The 16,332-nt window shown below is 71.7% G+C and carries 18 protein-coding genes; 11 read left to right on the forward strand and 7 right to left on the reverse strand.

Going from position 1 to position 16,332, the window contains the following annotated elements:
• Nucleotides 1-131: 131 nt before the first annotated feature.
• Nucleotides 132-1,106: a heme o synthase gene (locus tag ACXR8F_RS08895; RefSeq protein WP_458799802.1), complete on the forward strand. Its 975-nt coding sequence runs from the start codon at nt 132-134 to the stop codon at nt 1,104-1,106.
• A gap of 68 nt (nt 1,107-1,174) precedes the next feature.
• Here ACXR8F_RS08895 and ACXR8F_RS08900 read toward each other — a convergent pair whose 3' ends face one another.
• The 5 genes from ACXR8F_RS08900 to ACXR8F_RS08920 form a co-directional block, all read right to left on the reverse strand.
• The gene (locus ACXR8F_RS08900) at nt 1,175-2,191 is read right to left on the reverse strand and encodes an NUDIX hydrolase (protein ID WP_045192368.1); all 1,017 of its coding nucleotides are present in this window, start codon (nt 2,189-2,191) and stop codon (nt 1,175-1,177) included.
• A gap of 52 nt (nt 2,192-2,243) precedes the next feature.
• Entirely contained in the window at nt 2,244-3,209 is a 966-nt protein-coding gene (locus ACXR8F_RS08905; protein ID WP_458799803.1) for a COX15/CtaA family protein, read from the reverse strand.
• Between the two features lie 73 nt (nt 3,210-3,282).
• Nucleotides 3,283-3,765: a DUF2231 domain-containing protein gene (locus ACXR8F_RS08910; protein ID WP_045192466.1), complete on the reverse strand. Its 483-nt coding sequence runs from the start codon at nt 3,763-3,765 to the stop codon at nt 3,283-3,285.
• 66 nt (nt 3,766-3,831) lie between these two features.
• A complete protein-coding gene (locus ACXR8F_RS08915) occupies nt 3,832-4,602 on the reverse strand; it encodes an ABC transporter permease (protein WP_045192369.1) in 771 nt (256 codons plus the stop codon).
• Nucleotides 4,599-5,309, reverse strand: a complete 711-nt coding sequence (locus tag ACXR8F_RS08920) for an ABC transporter ATP-binding protein (RefSeq protein ID WP_458799804.1) — start codon at nt 5,307-5,309, stop codon at nt 4,599-4,601. Before ACXR8F_RS08920 ends, ACXR8F_RS08915 begins: the two co-directional genes overlap by 4 nt.
• Before the next feature lie 68 nt (nt 5,310-5,377).
• Here ACXR8F_RS08920 and ACXR8F_RS08925 point away from each other — a divergent pair, with 68 nt between their 5' ends.
• Genes ACXR8F_RS08925 through ACXR8F_RS08970 form a run of 10 tightly spaced genes read left to right on the forward strand, consistent with a single transcriptional unit; the run spans nt 5,378 to nt 14,264 of the window.
• Nucleotides 5,378-6,043 carry a phosphatidylserine decarboxylase gene (locus ACXR8F_RS08925; RefSeq protein WP_045192371.1) on the forward strand — a complete coding sequence of 222 codons (666 nt, stop codon included), beginning with the start codon at nt 5,378-5,380 and terminating at the stop codon, nt 6,041-6,043.
• Nucleotides 6,040-7,080, forward strand: coding sequence for a CDP-alcohol phosphatidyltransferase family protein (locus ACXR8F_RS08930; RefSeq protein WP_458799806.1), 1,041 nt, complete (start codon nt 6,040-6,042; stop codon nt 7,078-7,080). Before ACXR8F_RS08925 ends, ACXR8F_RS08930 begins: the two co-directional genes overlap by 4 nt.
• 46 nt (nt 7,081-7,126) lie before the next feature.
• On the forward strand, nt 7,127-7,927 hold the full coding sequence (locus ACXR8F_RS08935; RefSeq protein WP_458799808.1) for a helix-turn-helix transcriptional regulator: 801 nt from the start codon (nt 7,127-7,129) through the stop codon (nt 7,925-7,927).
• The gene (gene sufB / locus ACXR8F_RS08940) at nt 7,924-9,345 is read left to right on the forward strand and encodes a Fe-S cluster assembly protein SufB (RefSeq protein WP_045192373.1); all 1,422 of its coding nucleotides are present in this window, start codon (nt 7,924-7,926) and stop codon (nt 9,343-9,345) included. Before ACXR8F_RS08935 ends, sufB begins: the two co-directional genes overlap by 4 nt.
• A gap of 8 nt (nt 9,346-9,353) precedes the next feature.
• Nucleotides 9,354-10,649, forward strand: a complete 1,296-nt coding sequence (gene sufD, locus ACXR8F_RS08945) for a Fe-S cluster assembly protein SufD (RefSeq protein ID WP_458800036.1) — start codon at nt 9,354-9,356, stop codon at nt 10,647-10,649.
• A 5-nt stretch (nt 10,650-10,654) separates the two neighbouring features.
• A complete protein-coding gene (sufC, locus tag ACXR8F_RS08950) occupies nt 10,655-11,431 on the forward strand; it encodes a Fe-S cluster assembly ATPase SufC (RefSeq protein ID WP_458799810.1) in 777 nt (258 codons plus the stop codon).
• Nucleotides 11,432-11,436: 5 nt separating this feature from the next.
• The gene (locus ACXR8F_RS08955) at nt 11,437-12,813 is read left to right on the forward strand and encodes an aminotransferase class V-fold PLP-dependent enzyme (protein ID WP_458799812.1); all 1,377 of its coding nucleotides are present in this window, start codon (nt 11,437-11,439) and stop codon (nt 12,811-12,813) included.
• Nucleotides 12,813-13,304, forward strand: a complete 492-nt coding sequence (gene sufU, locus ACXR8F_RS08960; RefSeq protein WP_458799814.1) for a Fe-S cluster assembly sulfur transfer protein SufU — start codon at nt 12,813-12,815, stop codon at nt 13,302-13,304. Before ACXR8F_RS08955 ends, sufU begins: the two co-directional genes overlap by 1 nt.
• Nucleotides 13,301-13,636: a metal-sulfur cluster assembly factor gene (locus ACXR8F_RS08965; protein ID WP_045192377.1), complete on the forward strand. Its 336-nt coding sequence runs from the start codon at nt 13,301-13,303 to the stop codon at nt 13,634-13,636. The genes sufU and ACXR8F_RS08965 overlap by 4 nt, the downstream gene beginning before the upstream one ends.
• A 19-nt stretch (nt 13,637-13,655) precedes the next feature.
• Nucleotides 13,656-14,264: an acVLRF1 family peptidyl-tRNA hydrolase gene (locus ACXR8F_RS08970; protein WP_458799816.1), complete on the forward strand. Its 609-nt coding sequence runs from the start codon at nt 13,656-13,658 to the stop codon at nt 14,262-14,264.
• A 5-nt stretch (nt 14,265-14,269) separates the two neighbouring features.
• On the opposite strand, the gene ypfJ is transcribed toward ACXR8F_RS08970, so the two are convergent.
• Both ypfJ and ACXR8F_RS08980 read right to left on the reverse strand, forming a co-directional pair.
• A complete protein-coding gene (gene ypfJ, locus ACXR8F_RS08975) occupies nt 14,270-15,235 on the reverse strand; it encodes a KPN_02809 family neutral zinc metallopeptidase (protein ID WP_458799818.1) in 966 nt (321 codons plus the stop codon).
• Complete coding sequence (locus ACXR8F_RS08980) at nt 15,232-16,323, reverse strand: helix-turn-helix transcriptional regulator (protein WP_458799820.1); 1,092 nt, start codon at nt 16,321-16,323, stop codon at nt 15,232-15,234. Before ACXR8F_RS08980 ends, ypfJ begins: the two co-directional genes overlap by 4 nt.
• Between the last annotated feature and the right edge of the window lie 9 nt (nt 16,324-16,332).

The following is a 16,332-nucleotide window of genomic DNA, read 5'->3' on the forward strand; positions in this document are numbered from 1 at the left end:
ACACCTCGCCCGAGGGGCGGTACCGCCCTTGGGCGCGGTGGGGGACCGGGGCGTGTCGACCGGCTCCGGCGACGGTCTAGACTTGCGACGCAATGCTCACGTACCCGACGGGTCGGAGCGACGTACCAGCGGTGAGGATCTCAGTGACAACGGTGGACCCCCGCGCCGACCTGTCGGCGCTGCACGGTCCGGACGGCAGTGGGCTGAAGTTCCTCGTCGGACAGTACGTCTCGCTGATGAAGCCGCGGATCATCGAGCTGCTCCTCATCACCACCATCCCGGTGATGTTCCTCGCCGAGCAGGGCGTGCCCGATCTGTGGCTCGTCGTCGCCACGGTCGTGGGCGGCACGCTGTCGGCCGGCGCGGCCAACACGCTCAACTGCTACATCGACCGCGACATCGACGCGGTGATGCACCGCACGAGCCGGCGCCCCCTGGTGACGGGCACGGTCACCCCGCGCGGCGCGCTCGTGTTCGGCGTCGCCCTCACGGTCGTCTCGACGCTGTGGCTCGGCCTGCTCGTCAACTGGCTCAGTGCGTGGCTCGCGCTCGGTGCGCTTCTCTTCTACGTCTTCGGCTACACGCTGCTGCTCAAGCGGCGCACGGCCCAGAACATCGTCTGGGGCGGCGCGGCCGGCTGCATGCCGGTGCTCATCGGCTGGTCGGCGGTGACCGACTCGCTGAGCTGGTCGGCCTTCATCCTCTTCATGGTCATCTTCTTCTGGACGCCGCCGCACTACTGGCCGCTGTCCATGCGCTACAAGGACGACTACACGGCGGCGCACGTGCCGATGCTGCCGGTCGTCGAGCGCTTCGTCGTCGTGGCCAAGCAGGTCGTGGCGTACTCCTGGGCGATGGTGCTGACGTCGCTGGCGCTCATCCCCGTCCAGCAGGTCGGCTGGGTGTACGCCGTCGCGGCCGTCGTCTCGGGCGCGCTGTTCCTGGGTGAGGCGCACCGCCTGCTGTCGCGGGCCCGCGCGGGGGCGGCGGAGGACGTGCTCAAGCCGATGCGGCTGTTCCACTTCTCCATCACGTACCTGACGATCCTCTTCGTCGGCGTCGCCCTCGACCCCATCTGGCACCTCCCGCTCCCGTTCTTCTCCTGAGCTCAGAGCCTTAGCCAGACCGATTCCCGCGCCGAACGCGGTGTTTCGGTGGGGGCGGGCGGGGCGGGTCAGGTCGTGACGGGGGTGCCGCCCTCGAGGTAGAGGGTGCCGCCGGTGTGGCCGTGGAGCACCGTGAGCAGGCGCTCGTTGTAGGGCGCCACCCGCCCGGACCAGTCGCCCGGCGAGGTCCAGTGCAGGGCCCGGATCTCGCGGGCCTGCAGGTGCGCCCGCTCGACGACCGAGGAGTCGACGGTGCCGAGGTCGAACACGAACACCGTGGCGTCGGTCCAGCCGTGGAGGGCGGGGAGCCAGTTGACCGCCAGCAGCGCCCCGGCGCGCACCTCGAGGTCGAGCTCCTCGCGGACCTCGCGCACGACGCAGGCCGCGGGCGACTCGTGCCGGTCGACGACGCCGCCCGGCAGGTCCCACTCGCGCTTGTAGACGAGCTCGCAGAGCAGCAGCTCGCCGCCGGGCGAGCGCAGCACCCCCTGGGCGATCGCCCGCTTCGTCGGCAGGGTCGAGTCGAGCATCGCCGTGAAGCCGTCGCGCGTGTCGGGGTGCGCGTCGTCTCGGCGCCGTCCGAGCACGACGGTGTCCTGGCGTATGCCGCCCAGGGTCGCGTTGCCGCGCAGCAGACCCTCGCGACGCAGCCCGGCCCGCAGCGCGGTGCGCAAGGAGGCGCGGTTCTCCGGGTTGACGTGGGCCTCGACCCGCTCGAGGTCGAGGGCGTCGAAGGCCCACTCGACGAGGACGCGCACGGCGCGCCAGGCGAGGCCCTGGCCACGGTAGGGCGCGTACACGGCCCACGAGAGGACGCCGACGCCCGGGTCGGCGACCCGCACGTCGACCGTGCCGGCTGCGCGTCCACGCCACTCGACGAGGAAGGTCGCCTTGCGGCGTTCGGTCCACTCGACGCCGGTCTGCGCTATCCAGTCGAGGTGCTGCTGCTCGGGCGGCACGACATCGGGGTTGTCGAACCAGCGTGCGATCTCGGCGTCGTGCAGGGCGCGGGTGGTGTCGCTGTCGTCGGGTGCCCACGGCCTCAGCACGAGGTCGCCGTCGCGCAGGGTGGGCTGGTCGGTCACGGACCCAGCCTAGGCAGCACGACCGCCGGACGGGTGCGTGGGCGACAGCCCGTCAGACCGGGTGGCGCCGAGTGGCGAGGACCCCGAACGTCAACGTGACGACGAGCAGGCTCGCGCCCAGCATGTGCACCAGCACGAGGAGCTCGGGCAGCTTGGTGAAGTACTGGACGTAGCCGATGACGCCCTGGGCGACGGTGACGACGAGCACCATGTCCCACGCGCGCTTCGCCTCGTCGGTCGTCGCCGTGATGCGCACCGCGACGAGGGTGGCGATGACGAGCCCGCAGAAGAGCATCACCGCGTCGGCGTGCATCCACGACACGAAGCGCGGGTCGAAGCCGGTGCGTGCGGGCCGGTCGGCGTCTCCGGAGTGCGGTCCCGAACCGGTCACGATCGTGCCCAGGAGGAGCACGACGGCCCCGACGGCGCTGGTGCCCAGGGCGAGCCTGCGGGCGAGCGGGTGGACGACGAGCTCGCCCGGACCGGACACGTCGTCGCGGGCGCCGCGCACGAGCGCGGTCGACAGGGCCACGAGCACCATCGAGAGCAGGAAGTGCCCCATGACCGTCCACGGGTTGAGCCCGGTGAGGACGGTGATGCCGCCGAGAACGGCCTGCGCCGGGATGCCGGCGAGCACGCCGATCGCCACGGCGTGCAGGCGTCGGCGCTGCGGCCACGTCGTGAGCACGACGTAGAGCGACACGAGCGCGAGGATGCCGACCACACCCGTGAGCGTGCGGTTCCCGAACTCGACGAGGTCGTGGTAGGCGCTCTCGGGGGTGCGTACCGGCGTGAAGGAGCCCGGCTGGCACTCGGGCCAGGTGCTGCAGCCCAGGCCGCTGCCGGTGAGGCGCACGATGCCGCCGGTGACGACGATGCCGACCTCGCCGACGAGGTTGGCCAGCAGGAGGGGCCGGACCCAGCGGGCGGGTGCGGCCGGGAGGCGGCCCGCGGCGCGCGCGAGGCGGCTCTCTCCGGGGGTGGGTTCGGCGCCCGTCAGGGTGGGGGTGGAGGACACCCCGCAAGGGTATGCCGCCGGGTCGGGAGCGCCGAATCCGCGGCTGGGGTGCCGGTCGGGCCCCCGGGTGCGGTCAGGCCAGCCCGTTCCAGACGACCGTGGAGCCCGCGTGGCCCGCGATGACGACCGTGACGACCGCGGCGATCGCCGACAGGACCACGAGCGTGCCGATGAGCATGTCGAAGGCGTGGCCCCGAGGAGCCTCCTCCTGCGGCGGCCGGGCGAACCAGAGCGCCACGAGCGTCAACGCCATGAAGAGGAGGCAGAAGAGACGGGCTCGGCTGCCCCACTCGGTGTGGGTGTTCAGCAGGTCGAAGTTCGTCGTGCTTGCGCGGGCCTGGGAGACCCGGCGCTGCAGTGCCTCGCCGCTCTCGGCGGCCACGAAGGCGGAGACCCCCGCGATCACGGCACCCGCCGCGGTGGGCCAGCGCAGCATCCGCCGCCAGGCGGGCCGCACGACGTAGGCGACGGCGCTCAGAGCGGCGAGCGGCACGAGCACCACGACGGCATGGATCACGAGGGCGTGCACGGGGAGACCGAGGATGATGTCGAACACGCCGCCTCCAGGCTCGTCGGGTCGTCGGACGGTCGACCCGCCCACGCTGCGGTCAGTCTGTCTGGTTCAGTCGTCGAAGCGGAACAGACGCGCCGCGAGCGCTGTCGACACCACTCCCCACCCGAGGACGACGAGGAGGGCGAGAAGGTTCAGGTCGCCGTCGACGAGCGCCGAGCGCAGACCGTCACCGAGTCCCGCTGAGGGCAGGAACGCCACGACGTCGCCGACGGTGGCCGGCAGCTCGGTGCGGGGCACGATGACCCCGCCCACGCCGAGCAGCAGCACCCAGACGAGGTTGGCGATCGCGAGCACGGCCTCGGCGCGCAGGGTGCCCGCGAGCAGGAGGGCGAGCGCGACGAAGGCCCACGTGCCGGCGACGACGAAGAGGACGGCATACGCGATGCCGGCGGCTGCCGGTCGCCATCCCAGCACGAGGCCGAGGACGGCGATCACGGCGAGCTGGACGACCTCGACCGCGAGAGTGGCGAGCACCTTGCCGGCGACGAGTCCGCCGCGACCGAGCGGGGTGACGCCGAGGTAGCGCAGCACCGCGTAGCGACGGTCGAAGCCCGTCGAGATCGCCTGCGCCGTGAAGGCGGCCGAGATGACGCACAGGGCGATGACGCCGGCGGTGGCGACGTCGACCCGTCGACCCGCGCCGAGCGACGGCGAGGCGGTGACGCTCAACCCGACGAGGGCGAGCGAGGGGAGCACGAGCGAGACGAGCAGCTGCTCCCCGTTGCGCAGCAGGCTGCCGAGCTCGAAGCCGGCCTGGGCGAGCACCCGTCGACGGGGCGCTGCCGCGCGAGAGGGGGTCGTGGTGGCGTCGGTGGTCACGCGGCTCCCTTGCGGGTGAGGCTGAAGTAGACGTCCTCGAGCGGCCGCCCGCCCGTCACGGAGTCGGGCGTGCCCTCGGCGACGGTGCGGCCGGCGTTCATGATGACGAGGTGGTCGGCGAGGCGCGCGGCCTCCTCGAACGAGTGCGTCGTGACGACGACGGTCGTGCCGGCGTCGCGCTGCTCGGCGACGAGGTCCCACACGTCGAGTCGACCGTGAGGGTCGAGGCCGGCCGCGGGCTCGTCCAGGAAGAGCACCTCCGGGCGGCCGAGGAGCGACGCGGCGAGCGCCAGCCGCTGCTTCTGGCCGCCGGAGAGCCGGCGCACGGTGGTGGACGCGAAGTCGGTGACCCCGAGGCGCTGGGCCACGGCCTCGACGTCGACGGGGTCGGCGTAGAGGCGCGAGAGGTGGTGGAGCAGGCGCAGTGGTTTGGTGCCGTTGGGCAGGCCCCCGGACTGCAGCATCACGCCGACGCGGGCGCGGTGGTCGGCGTCGCCGAGCCACGGGTCGGTGCCGAGCACGCGGACCGTGCCGCGGTCGGGGCGGCCCAGTCCGACCGCGCACTCGATGGCGGTCGTCTTGCCCGCTCCGTTCGGACCGAGCACGGCCGTGATGCGGCCGGTGGGCGCCGTCCAGGTCAGGCCGTCGAGCGCCGTGACCCGACCGAACGCGCGGTGCAGGCCGGACAGTGTCACCGCGTCGGTCATGGCCCATGAGTCTAGGCTCGGTGCCGACGCCCCCCGTACCCGCCTCGACCCTGACGGAGACCCCACCCGTGAAGATCGACCCAGCCGCCAAGCCCTTCACCCTGATGGCGGCCGTGCCGACCGTGATCGCCGCGCTGGCCAGACGCCCGCGCACGACGGCCGCCCTCGGCCTGCTGACCGCGGGGGTGACCCTGTTCTTCCGCGACCCCGACCGCACCCCCGACCGCGCACCGGTCGCCGACCCCGACGTCATCCTCGCCCCGGCCGACGGCATCGTCATGCACGTCGGCGAGCCGCAGCCCGGCATCGCCCCGCCCGGCCAGTGGCAGCAGGTGAGCATCTTCCTGTCGCTGCTCGACGTGCACATGAACCGATCGCCCTACGGCGGCCGCGTGATCGACGTCACCCACACGCCCGGCCGGTTCCTCGCCGCCTACCGCGCCGAGAGCGCGACGAAGAACGAACGCAGCGAGATCATCGTCGAGCGCGTCGTCGCCGGCCGACCGCGCCGCATCATCTACCGACAGCTCGTCGGACAGCTCGCCCGCCGCATCGTCACCCGCATCGAGCCGGGCGACGAGATCGCGACGGGGGAGCGCATGGGGCTGATGAAGTTCGGCTCGCGCATGGACGTGTTCGTGCCGCCGGAGGTGCAGCTCGAGGTCTCCAAGGGCAAGCGCGCCATCGGCGGGGAGACGGTGCTCGGGCGCTTCCCGGCCGCGGACCCGTCGTGAACGGCGATCCCGCGGGCGACGCGGCACTCTCCGACGGCGCGGCCCTCTCCGACGGCGCGGCCCTCTCCGACAGCGCGGAGCGCCCCCGTCGCCGCGACCGGGTGACCCGACGCATCCGCCTCGTCTCCGCCACCGGCGCCCGGGTCATCCCGCTCGACCGGCTCAACCCGCGCGTGCGTGCGCGGGCGACGCTGCCCAGCCTCTTCACGCTCGGCAACATGCTCTGCGGGTTCTCTGCCGTGCTCTTGTCGTTCCAGGGGCACTTCCGGGCGGCGGCGGTGCTCGTCGGCGTCTCCATCGTGCTCGACATCTGCGACGGCGCCGTGGCCCGCGCCGTCGGCGCCATCACGCCGTTCGGGCTCCAGTTCGACTCGCTGGCCGACCTCATCTCGTTCGGCATCGCGCCGGCGGTGCTCGTCTACACGTGGGCGCTGCCGGCCCACCCGGTGTGGGCGTGGGCGGGTGCCATGTTCTGGCTGGCGTGCGCGGCCTACCGCCTGGCGCGGTTCAACGTCACCATCGACCCGCTCGCCGACAAGCGCTACTTCGTCGGTCTCGCAAGTCCCGGCGCGGCCGGTGTCGTCATCGCCACGGTGATGGCCATCGGCGAGCCGCTCTACGACTGGGCGCCGCTGCTGCCCATCGCGGCCGGCGTCGTCCCTGCCGCGCTGATGGCCTCGTCCTTCCGCTTCCGCTCGTTCCGCGACCTGCTGTCCCCGCGGCACCTGCGCATCTCCGTGCCGCTCGCGGTGGTCATCGTCATCGGCCTCGTCTTCGTGCCCGGCATCACGGGGATGGTGATCGCGTACGGCTACGTGCTCACCTGCCCCCTCGGCTGGCTCACGGCGCCACTGCGCCGGCGGTGGTTCGGCCCCGGGGCCGTGGCCCCGCCGCGCACCCGCCTGCCGTCGGTGATCATGCCGCCGGAAGCCGACGAGGCCGACGACGACGATGACGATGACGACGCCTGCGACGACGAGATCGACGTCGACCACGACGACGACGACGAGGACGACGACGAGCGCCCGGCCGGTTAGGCGCACCTAACTGGAGTGCGGCGACCAATTACGTCACAATGGTGTGGTGTTTATCGGTGAGCACGCACCCCGTGAGACGAAGGACGGCGACGACGGCCAGCACGTCACGCCGCTCGAGTCCCGCACGCGCTCCCGCGTCCTGCACATGGTCTCGGCCGACGGGCCGATCACGGCCGCCGAGCTCGGCCGTCACCTCGACCTGACACCCGCCGCCGTACGCCGTCACCTCGACGCGCTCGTCGAGCAGGGTGCCGTCGTGCCCCACGAGCCCACGAGTGGGCGGCGCGGGCGCGGACGCCCGGCGCGCGCGTACGTCGTCTCCGAGATCGGCCACGGCGCCCTCGAGGCCGACTACGACTCCCTCGCCGTCGAGGTGCTGCGCTACCTCGAGGCCAACGCGGGGGCCTCGGCCGTCACCGACTTCGCCCGCACGCGCGTGGCCGCGCTCGAGGAGCGGTATGCCGCCCGGCTGGCCGACGCCGGCGACGACCCGAGCGAGCGCACGGCGGTGCTCGTCGAGGCGCTGAGCGAGGACGGCTTCGCGGCCACGGCACGCCCCGTCGGGGCCGGGGGCCTGGCCGGCGTGCAGCTCTGCCAGGGACACTGCCCGGTGCAGCACGTCGCCACCGAGTTCCCTGCCTTCTGCGAGGCCGAGACCGACGCCTTCTCGCGCCTGCTCGGCGTGCACGTCCAGCGCCTCGCCACCCTCGCGGGCGGCCACCACGTCTGCACCACCTTCGTCCCGACCGGTGGGATCGCGCGGAAGAGCGCCGACCCCTCCGGTGTTGCCCCCAGCACGCCCCCACGAACCGACACGCTCACGCACGTCAAGGAAGGTTCCTCATGACCACCCACATCGAAGAGCTGAACCCCGGCCTCAAGGGCATCGGCACCTATGAGTACGGCTGGGCCGACAGCGACGTGGCGGGCTCCTCGGCTCGTCGCGGCCTCAACGAGGACGTCGTCAAGGACATCTCCGCGCGCAAGAGCGAGCCCGAGTGGATGACGAAGCTGCGCCTCAAGGGCCTGTCGCTCTTCGGCAAGAAGCCCATGCCGTCGTGGGGCTCCGACCTCACCGGCATCGACTTCCAGAACATCAAGTACTTCGTGAAGTCCACCGAGAAGCAGGCGGCGTCGTGGGACGACCTGCCCGAGGACATCAAGAACACCTACGACCGTCTCGGCATCCCCGAGGCCGAGAAGCAGCGCCTCGTCGCCGGCGTCGCCGCCCAGTACGAGTCCGAGGTCGTCTACCACCAGATCCGTGAGGACCTCGAGGAGAAGGGCGTCATCTTCCTCGACACCGACACCGCCCTCAAGGAGCACGAGGACATCTTCCGCGAGCACTTCGCGACGGTGATCCCGGCCGGCGACAACAAGTTCGCCGCGCTCAACACGGCCGTGTGGTCCGGTGGCTCGTTCATCTACGTGCCCAAGGGTGTCCACGTCGACATCCCGCTCCAGGCGTACTTCCGCATCAACACCGAGAACATGGGCCAGTTCGAGCGGACGCTGATCATCGCCGACGAGGACTCCTACGTGCACTACGTCGAGGGCTGCACGGCGCCGATCTACAAGTCGGACTCGCTGCACTCCGCGGTCGTCGAGATCATCGTCAAGAAGAACGCCCGGGTGCGCTACACGACCATCCAGAACTGGTCCAACAACGTCTACAACCTCGTCACCAAGCGCGCCACCTGCGAGGAGGGCGCGACGATGGAGTGGATCGACGGCAACATCGGCTCCAAGGTGACGATGAAGTACCCCGCCGTCTTCCTCATGGGCGAGCACGCCAAGGGCGAGACGCTGTCGATCGCCTTCGCCGGCGAGGGCCAGCACCAGGACACCGGCTCGAAGATGGTCCACGCCGCTCCCAACACGAAGAGCTCGATCATCAGCAAGTCGGTCGCCCGTGGTGGCGGTCGTGCGAGCTACCGCGGCCTCGTGCAGGTGCTCGAGGGCGCCTCCCACTCGGCCTCGACGGTGCGCTGCGACGCGCTGCTCGTCGACACGATCAGCCGCTCCGACACCTACCCCTACGTCGACATCCGCGAGGACGACGTCTCCATGGGCCACGAGGCCACGGTCTCGAAGGTGTCCGAGGACCAGCTCTTCTACCTGATGTCGCGCGGCATGGCCGAGGACGAGGCCATGGCGATGATCGTGCGCGGCTTCATCGAGCCGATCGCGCGCGAGCTGCCGATGGAGTACGCCCTCGAGCTCAACCGCCTCATCGAGCTGCAGATGGAAGGAGCCGTCGGCTGATGAGCCTGCTGGCTGACACGACCACTGACAGCACCGAGACCACCGCAACCCCCGACACCCAGCAGAGCGAGACCACGGTGCCCGACGCCGCCCCGACCGCCACCATCTCCGGCGCCTCCGCGCACACCGACTCGGCCGCCGCCTTCGTGCCCGACCAGTCGCGCGCCGAGCGCACCGCGTCGTTCGACGTCGCCGACTTCCCGCTGCCCACGGGCCGCGAGGAGGACTGGCGCTTCACGCCGGTGAAGAAGCTCGGCGGGCTGCTCGCCGAGGGCGTCACCGGTTCGGTCGACGTCACGACCCGCCTCCCCGAGGGCGTCACGACCTCGGCCATCAGCGCGGCCGACGCCCAGGGGCTCGGCATCCTGCCCCCGCAGGACCGTGCTGCCGTGGTCGCCGGTGCGGCTGCCGACGGCGCGCTGCTGCTCGACATCCCGGCCGAGGCCGAGCTCGACGAGCCGGTCCGCATCTCGCTCGTCGGCCGGGGCGGCGAGCCCGCCCACGGCCACCTCGTCGTGCGCGCCGGCCGCTTCTCCAAGGCGACCGTCGTCGTCGAGCACACCGGCACCGGGCACTACTCGCAGCTGCTGTCGGTCGTGACCGGCGACGGCTCCGACCTCACCGTCGTGTCCGTGCAGCGCTGGGCCGACGACGCCCACCACCTCGCGCAGCACGACGCGCTCGTGGGTCGCGACGCCCGCTACAAGCACCTGTCGGTGACGCTCGGCGGCGAGATCGTGCGCGTCAACGCGAACGTGCGCTACGCCGGCCCCGGCGGCGACGCGACGCTCCTCGGCGTCTACTTCGCCGACGCGGGCCAGCACCTCGAGCACCGCTCGTACATCGACCACAACGCCGCCCACTGCAAGAGCCGCGTCACCTACAAGGGCGCCCTCCAGGGTGAGACGGCCCGCACGGTCTGGGTCGGCGACGTGCTGATCCGCGCCGAGGCCGAGGGCACCGACACCTACGAGCTCAACCGCAACCTGATCCTCACCGACGGGGCCCGGGCCGACTCGGTGCCCAACCTCGAGATCGAGACCGGTGAGATCGAGGGGGCCGGGCACGCCTCCGCCACAGGGCGTTTCGACGACCTGCAGCTCTTCTACCTGCAGTCGCGCGGCATCAGCGAGGACGAGGCGAAGCGCCTCGTCGTGCGCGGCTTCTTCGCCGACATCATCCGGGAGATCCCGCTCGCCGACCTGCGCGACGAGGTCACCGCCGCCATCGAGGAGGAGCTGGCCACGACGGCCTACGCGGCTCCCACCCAGCAGACCCCCAGCCTCACGAACAAGGAGAACTGACCCAGATGAGCACGCTCGAGATCAAGGGACTGACGGTCTCGGTCGAGACCGAGGACGGCCCCAAGGAGATCCTGCGCGGGGTCGACCTCACCGTGAAGTCGGGAGAGACCCACGCGATCATGGGCCCCAACGGCTCCGGCAAGTCGACGCTGGCCTACAGCATCGCCGGCCACCCGAAGTACACCGTCACCGGCGGCACCGTGACGCTCGACGGCGAGGACGTCCTCGCGATGAGCGTCGACGAGCGCGCCCGCGCCGGGCTCTTCCTCGCGATGCAGTACCCCGTCGAGGTCCCCGGTGTGACGGTGAGCAACTTCCTGCGCACCGCCAAGACGGCCGTCGACGGCGAGGCCCCGAAGCTGCGCACCTGGGTCAAGGACGTCAAGGAGGCCATGGGCAACCTGCGCATGGACCCCGCGTTCGCCGAGCGCAACGTCAACGAGGGCTTCTCCGGTGGCGAGAAGAAGCGCCACGAGATCCTCCAGATGGAGCTGCTCAAGCCCAAGGTGGCCGTCCTCGACGAGACCGACTCGGGTCTCGACGTCGACGCGCTCAAGATCGTGTCCGAGGGCGTCAACCGTGCCAAGGACGCCAGCGACCTCGGCGTGCTGCTCATCACGCACTACACGCGCATCCTGCGCTACATCAAGCCCGACTTCGTGCACGTCTTCGTCGACGGCAAGATCGTCGAGGAGGGTGGCCCCGAGCTGGCCGACCGCCTCGAGGACGAGGGCTACGACCGCTACCTCGCTGCCGCGCCCGCGGCGGCCGTGGAGGCCTGAGCCGCATGACGCAGGTCCTGCCGTTCACGGACGGGGAGCTCGCCGCGATCCGCGGCGACTTCCCCATCCTCGCGCGGACCGTGCGCGACGGCAGGCCGCTCGTCTACCTCGACTCGGGGGCGACGTCGCACAAGCCGGCGCCGGTCCTCGACGCCGAGCGCGCCTTCTACGAGCAGCACAACGCGGCGGTCCACCGTGGCGCGCACCAGCTCGCCGAGGAGGCCACCGACGACTTCGAGGCGGCCCGGGCGACCATCGCGTCGTTCATCGGAGCGCCGGCCGACGAGGTCGTCTTCACGAAGAACGCGACCGAGGCGCTCAACCTCGTCGCGTACGCCTTCTCGAACGCCGCGCCCACCGACGAGCCCAAGGACGACCGCTTCGTCCTGGGGCCGGGTGACGAGGTGCTCGTCACGGAGATGGAGCACCACGCCAACCTCGTGCCGTGGCAGGAGCTCTGCCGGCGCACGGGTGCGACCCTGCGCTGGGTGCCGGTGGGTGGCGACGGCGCGCTCGACGTGTCGGGCCTCGACGACCTGCTCAGCGAGCGCACCAAGGTCTTCGCGTTCACGCACGTGTCCAACGTGCTCGGCACCGTCAACCCCGTCACCGAGCTCGCGCGGCGTGCGCACGCCGTCGGGGCGCTCGTCGTCGTCGACGCGTGCCAGTCGGTGCCGCACCTCGCGGTCGACGTGGCGACGCTCGGCGCCGACTTCATCGCCTTCAGCGGCCACAAGATGTACGGCCCGATGGGCGTCGGCGTGCTCTGGGGTCGGGCCGAGCTGCTCGACGTCATGCCCCCGTTCCTCACGGGCGGCTCGATGATCGAGCTCGTCACCATGGAGCGCTCGACCTACGCCCCGGCGCCCCAGAAGTTCGAGGCCGGCGTCCCCAACGCCGCCCAGGCGGTGGGCCTCGCGGCCGCCGTCCGGTGGGTCGAGGGTCTCGGCATCGACCGCATCCACGCCCACGAGGCGACCCTCGTCGACCTGCTCCAGCGCGGTCTGGCCGAGCGCCCCTGGGTCCGTGTCGTCGGCCCCCCGGTCGGCGAGCCCCGCGGTGGCGCCGTCGCGTTCGTCGTCGACGGCGTGCACGCCCACGACGTCGGCCAGGTGCTCGACGACGCCGGCGTGGCCGTCCGCGTGGGCCACCACTGCGCGTGGCCCCTGCACCGCGCGCTCGGGGCCACCGCCACGACCCGCGCCTCGTTCGCGGTCCACAACACGGTCGCCGACGTCGAGGTGCTGCTCGCGGCCCTCGACCGGGTTCCTGCGATCTTCGGCATCGACGTGTCCGACACCGAGCCCGACGCTGACCTCGATGTCGGGCAGGGCGCGCGCGCCCTGCGCGGCGAGCACGAGAGCAGGAAGGAGGCCAGCTGATGGATCTCTACCAGGAGCTGATCCTCGAGCACTCGAAGCGTCCCCACCACACCGGCCTGCGTGAGCCGTTCGACGCCGAGGTGCACCACATCAACCCGACCTGCGGCGACGAGGTCACCCTCCGCGTCGACGTCACGGGCACCGGTCCCGACGCGGTCGTGACCGACGTCTCCTACCAGGCGCAGGGCTGCTCGATCTCGGTCGCGAGCTCGTCCGTGCTCGCCGAGGAGGTCATCGGTCACCGTGTCTCCGAGGCGCTCGAGACGTTCGAGGCGATGAAGGCCATGCTCACGTCCAAGGGCAAGGTCGCCGGCGACGAGGACCTCATCGGCGACGGCGTCGCCTTCGCGGGCGTCTCGAAGTACCCGGCTCGCGTCAAGTGCGCGCTGCTCGGCTGGACCGCGTTCACCGACGCCCTGGCCCGCGCCGGCGTCGACATCTCGACGTCCACCAACACGAGTTCTACCTCCCCCCAAGGAGTTTCGTCATGACCCAGACAGTCCCCGCGTCCACCCCGCCCAACGTGGCCGATGTCGAGGAGGCCATGCGCGACGTCGTCGACCCCGAGCTCGGCATCAACGTCGTCGACCTCGGCCTCGTCTACGGCATCACCGTCGACGCACAGTCCCACGCCGTCATCGACATGACGCTCACGTCTGCGGCCTGCCCGCTCACCGACGTCATCGAGGACCAGACGGCCCAGGCACTCGAGGGGCTCGTCGCCACGCACCGCATCAACTGGGTGTGGATGCCGCCGTGGGGCCCCGACAAGATCACCGAGGACGGCCGCGAGCAGCTGCGCGCACTCGGCTTCAACCTCTGATCGCCGACACCTGCGGCTCGTGACGCGCGTCATCGAGGTCGACCCCGACCGGTTCGACCGGTGGATGGCCGGCTTCGCCGAGCGCCACGGGCCCTACGACGCCGCCGAGGAGACCACTCCCGGCGGCGTCGTCGTGTCTGCACGCGCCGCTGACGGGTCGACCGTCGTGGCCACGCCGTTCGTCCACGACCCCTTGGGCGTCGTGCTGGTGAGACGCGGCGGGTATGCCGTCGCCCTGGCCCACGACGGCGTCCTCGTCACCTCGAAGGTCGGCAGCCGGCACGTGCAGTCGCGCACGGCCGCCGGCGGCTGGTCGCAGCAGCGTTTCGCCCGGCGTCGCGGCAAGCAGGCCGACGAGCTCGTCGACGCCGTCGTCGCGCACGCGCGGAGGGTGCTGCTCGGGGACGACGAGTCGCCGCCCGCGGGCGCGGACGGCATACCTCGTGGGCTCGTCGTCGGGGGAGACCGGGCGCTCGTGCGCGAGGTCGTCGGTGCGCACGCCCTCCGGGCCCTCGCGGGTCTGCCGGTGCGCGAGCTCTACGACCTGCCAGACCCGAGGCGCGACGTCCTCGAGACCGCCCTCCGACGCGGCCGTGCCGTGCGGATCGAGCTCACCGAGACCCCCTGAGAGGGTCAGCTGACGGTGTCGACGCCGAAGGTGTTGCACTGGTTGATGTCGCCGGTCTGCCAGCCCTGCGTGAACCAGTTCATGCGCGCCTCGGCCGAGCCGTGCGTCCAGTTCTCGGGAGTGACGCGGCCCTGCATCTTCTCCTGGATGCGGTCGTCGCCGACGGCCGACGCCGCGGAGAGCGCCGACTGGATGTCCTGCTCGGTGATGGCCTTGAGCAGCGGCGTGCCGCTGGCATCGGTCGTCTCGGTGGCGTGCTTGACCCAGGTGCCGGCGAGGCAGTCGGCCATCAGCTCGACCCGCACGGCGCCGGAGTTGGGGCCCTGGGGGTCCTGCTGGGCCCGGTTGAGCAGGCCGAGCAGGTTCTGGATGTGGTGGCCGTACTCGTGCGCGATGACGTACTCCTTGGCGAGCTGGCCGCCGTCGGCGCCGAACTTGCTCTCCAGCTCCTGGAAGAAGCTCGCGTCGACATAGACCTTGGAGTCGAGCGGGCAGTAGAAGGGACCGACCTGGGAGTTCGCGACACCGCAGCCCGACCGCGTCTGGCCCTGGTAGATCACCGTCTTCACCGGCTCGTAGTTCATCTGGTACTTGGGCAGCGTCTTCTGCCAGTAGTCCTGGACGCTGTTGACCGTGGCGACGATGAGGCACACGTCGTTCTTGTTGGCGTCGGCGCCGGTCTTGCACTGCGAGAACTCGCCCTGGTTCACCTGGCCGGCCGCCGCGACCTGGCTGCTGTCGAGCTGCTGGGAGGGGAGGCCGCCGGCCGAGCCGCCGGAGTCACCGCCGCCGAGGATCTTGCCGCCGCCGAAGATCAGCATGAGGACGAGCAGGATGAGTCCGCCGATGCCGCCTCCGACCTGGATGCCACCGGGGAAGCCGCCGCCCCCGCCACCGCCGCCCCCGAAGCCGCCGCTCCCGCCGCTCTCGACCTGCGAGGTGTCGAGCTGGGCGTTGTCGTTGAAGCTCATGTCACCGCTCCTCGGGATCGGGACCGGGTGCTCCCCGGTCCGGTCGAGATCACCCTAGTGCGCGGTGTCTCTGATTCATGCTGTGCTGCACGGGGGTCGTACCCGCTGCGCCCGCTCGCGGTGCGCCGTGCCGGCCGCGGAGGTCGTGCCGACCGCGAGAGCCGTTCGGCCAGGGCCACCGTGGCGTCGACGAGGGCTGGTGAACCCTGCACCTCGAAGTCGAGCGGCGTGACGGCGAGCTGGCGGGCGTACCAGTCGGGGCTGTCGGTCGTGGCTCGCAGCAGCACCCCGCCCTCGGCGGCCTCGAGGTGGCCCAGACTGCGCGGCACCCAGCGGGCGGTGTCGTCGAACGTCTCGCGGAAGAGCACCTCGACGGGGTGGCGCCACCCCTGCGAGAGGTGCTCCTCGAGCGCGCGGAGGGCGTCGAGGTCGGGCGGTGGGGTGAAGGCCTGCGAGGTCGTGAAGACCGACGTGATGCGGTCGACGCGCAGGGCCCGGACAGCCTGGCGCGTGTGCGAGTAGCCGAGGAGGTACCACCGGCTGTGGCGCAGCACCACGGCCCACGGGTCGACCTCCATGGGCCGTTCGGTCTCGGGGCCGAGCCGGTAGGTGAGGTGGACGCGTCGGGCCTTCGTGCAGGCCTCGACGAGCTGGCCCGTGACCGCCGCGTCGACCCGGCGGGTCTCCTCCGGGGGCGGACCGGGGTCACGCCGCACGGCCCGCAGCGGTTCGGCGACGGGGCGGGGGAGCACGCGCAGGATCTTCGACAGGGCGGCTCCGACGAGCTCGGTCGGGTCGGCGGCGTCCCGATGGCCTTCGAGCACGGCCTGGACCAGCCCCAGGGCCTCGGCGGCCGAGAACATGAGCGGCGGCAGGCGCAGCCCGCGGCCGACCCGGTAGCCGCCGCTCGGTCCCGTGGCCGACTCGATCGGGAGCTCGGCCTCGCGGAGGATGGCGACGTAGCGACGGGCTGCCCGCTCGGTCACGCCGAGCAGCTCCCCGAGGCGCTGCGCCGTGATGCCGGGGGAGTCCTGGATCGCCTCCAGGGCGAGCAGGGCCCGGGCGGTCGGGCTCGTGTCGTGCCGCATGTCGTGTCC

It is taken from the genome of Terrabacter sp. AAH1 (assembly GCF_054456855.1).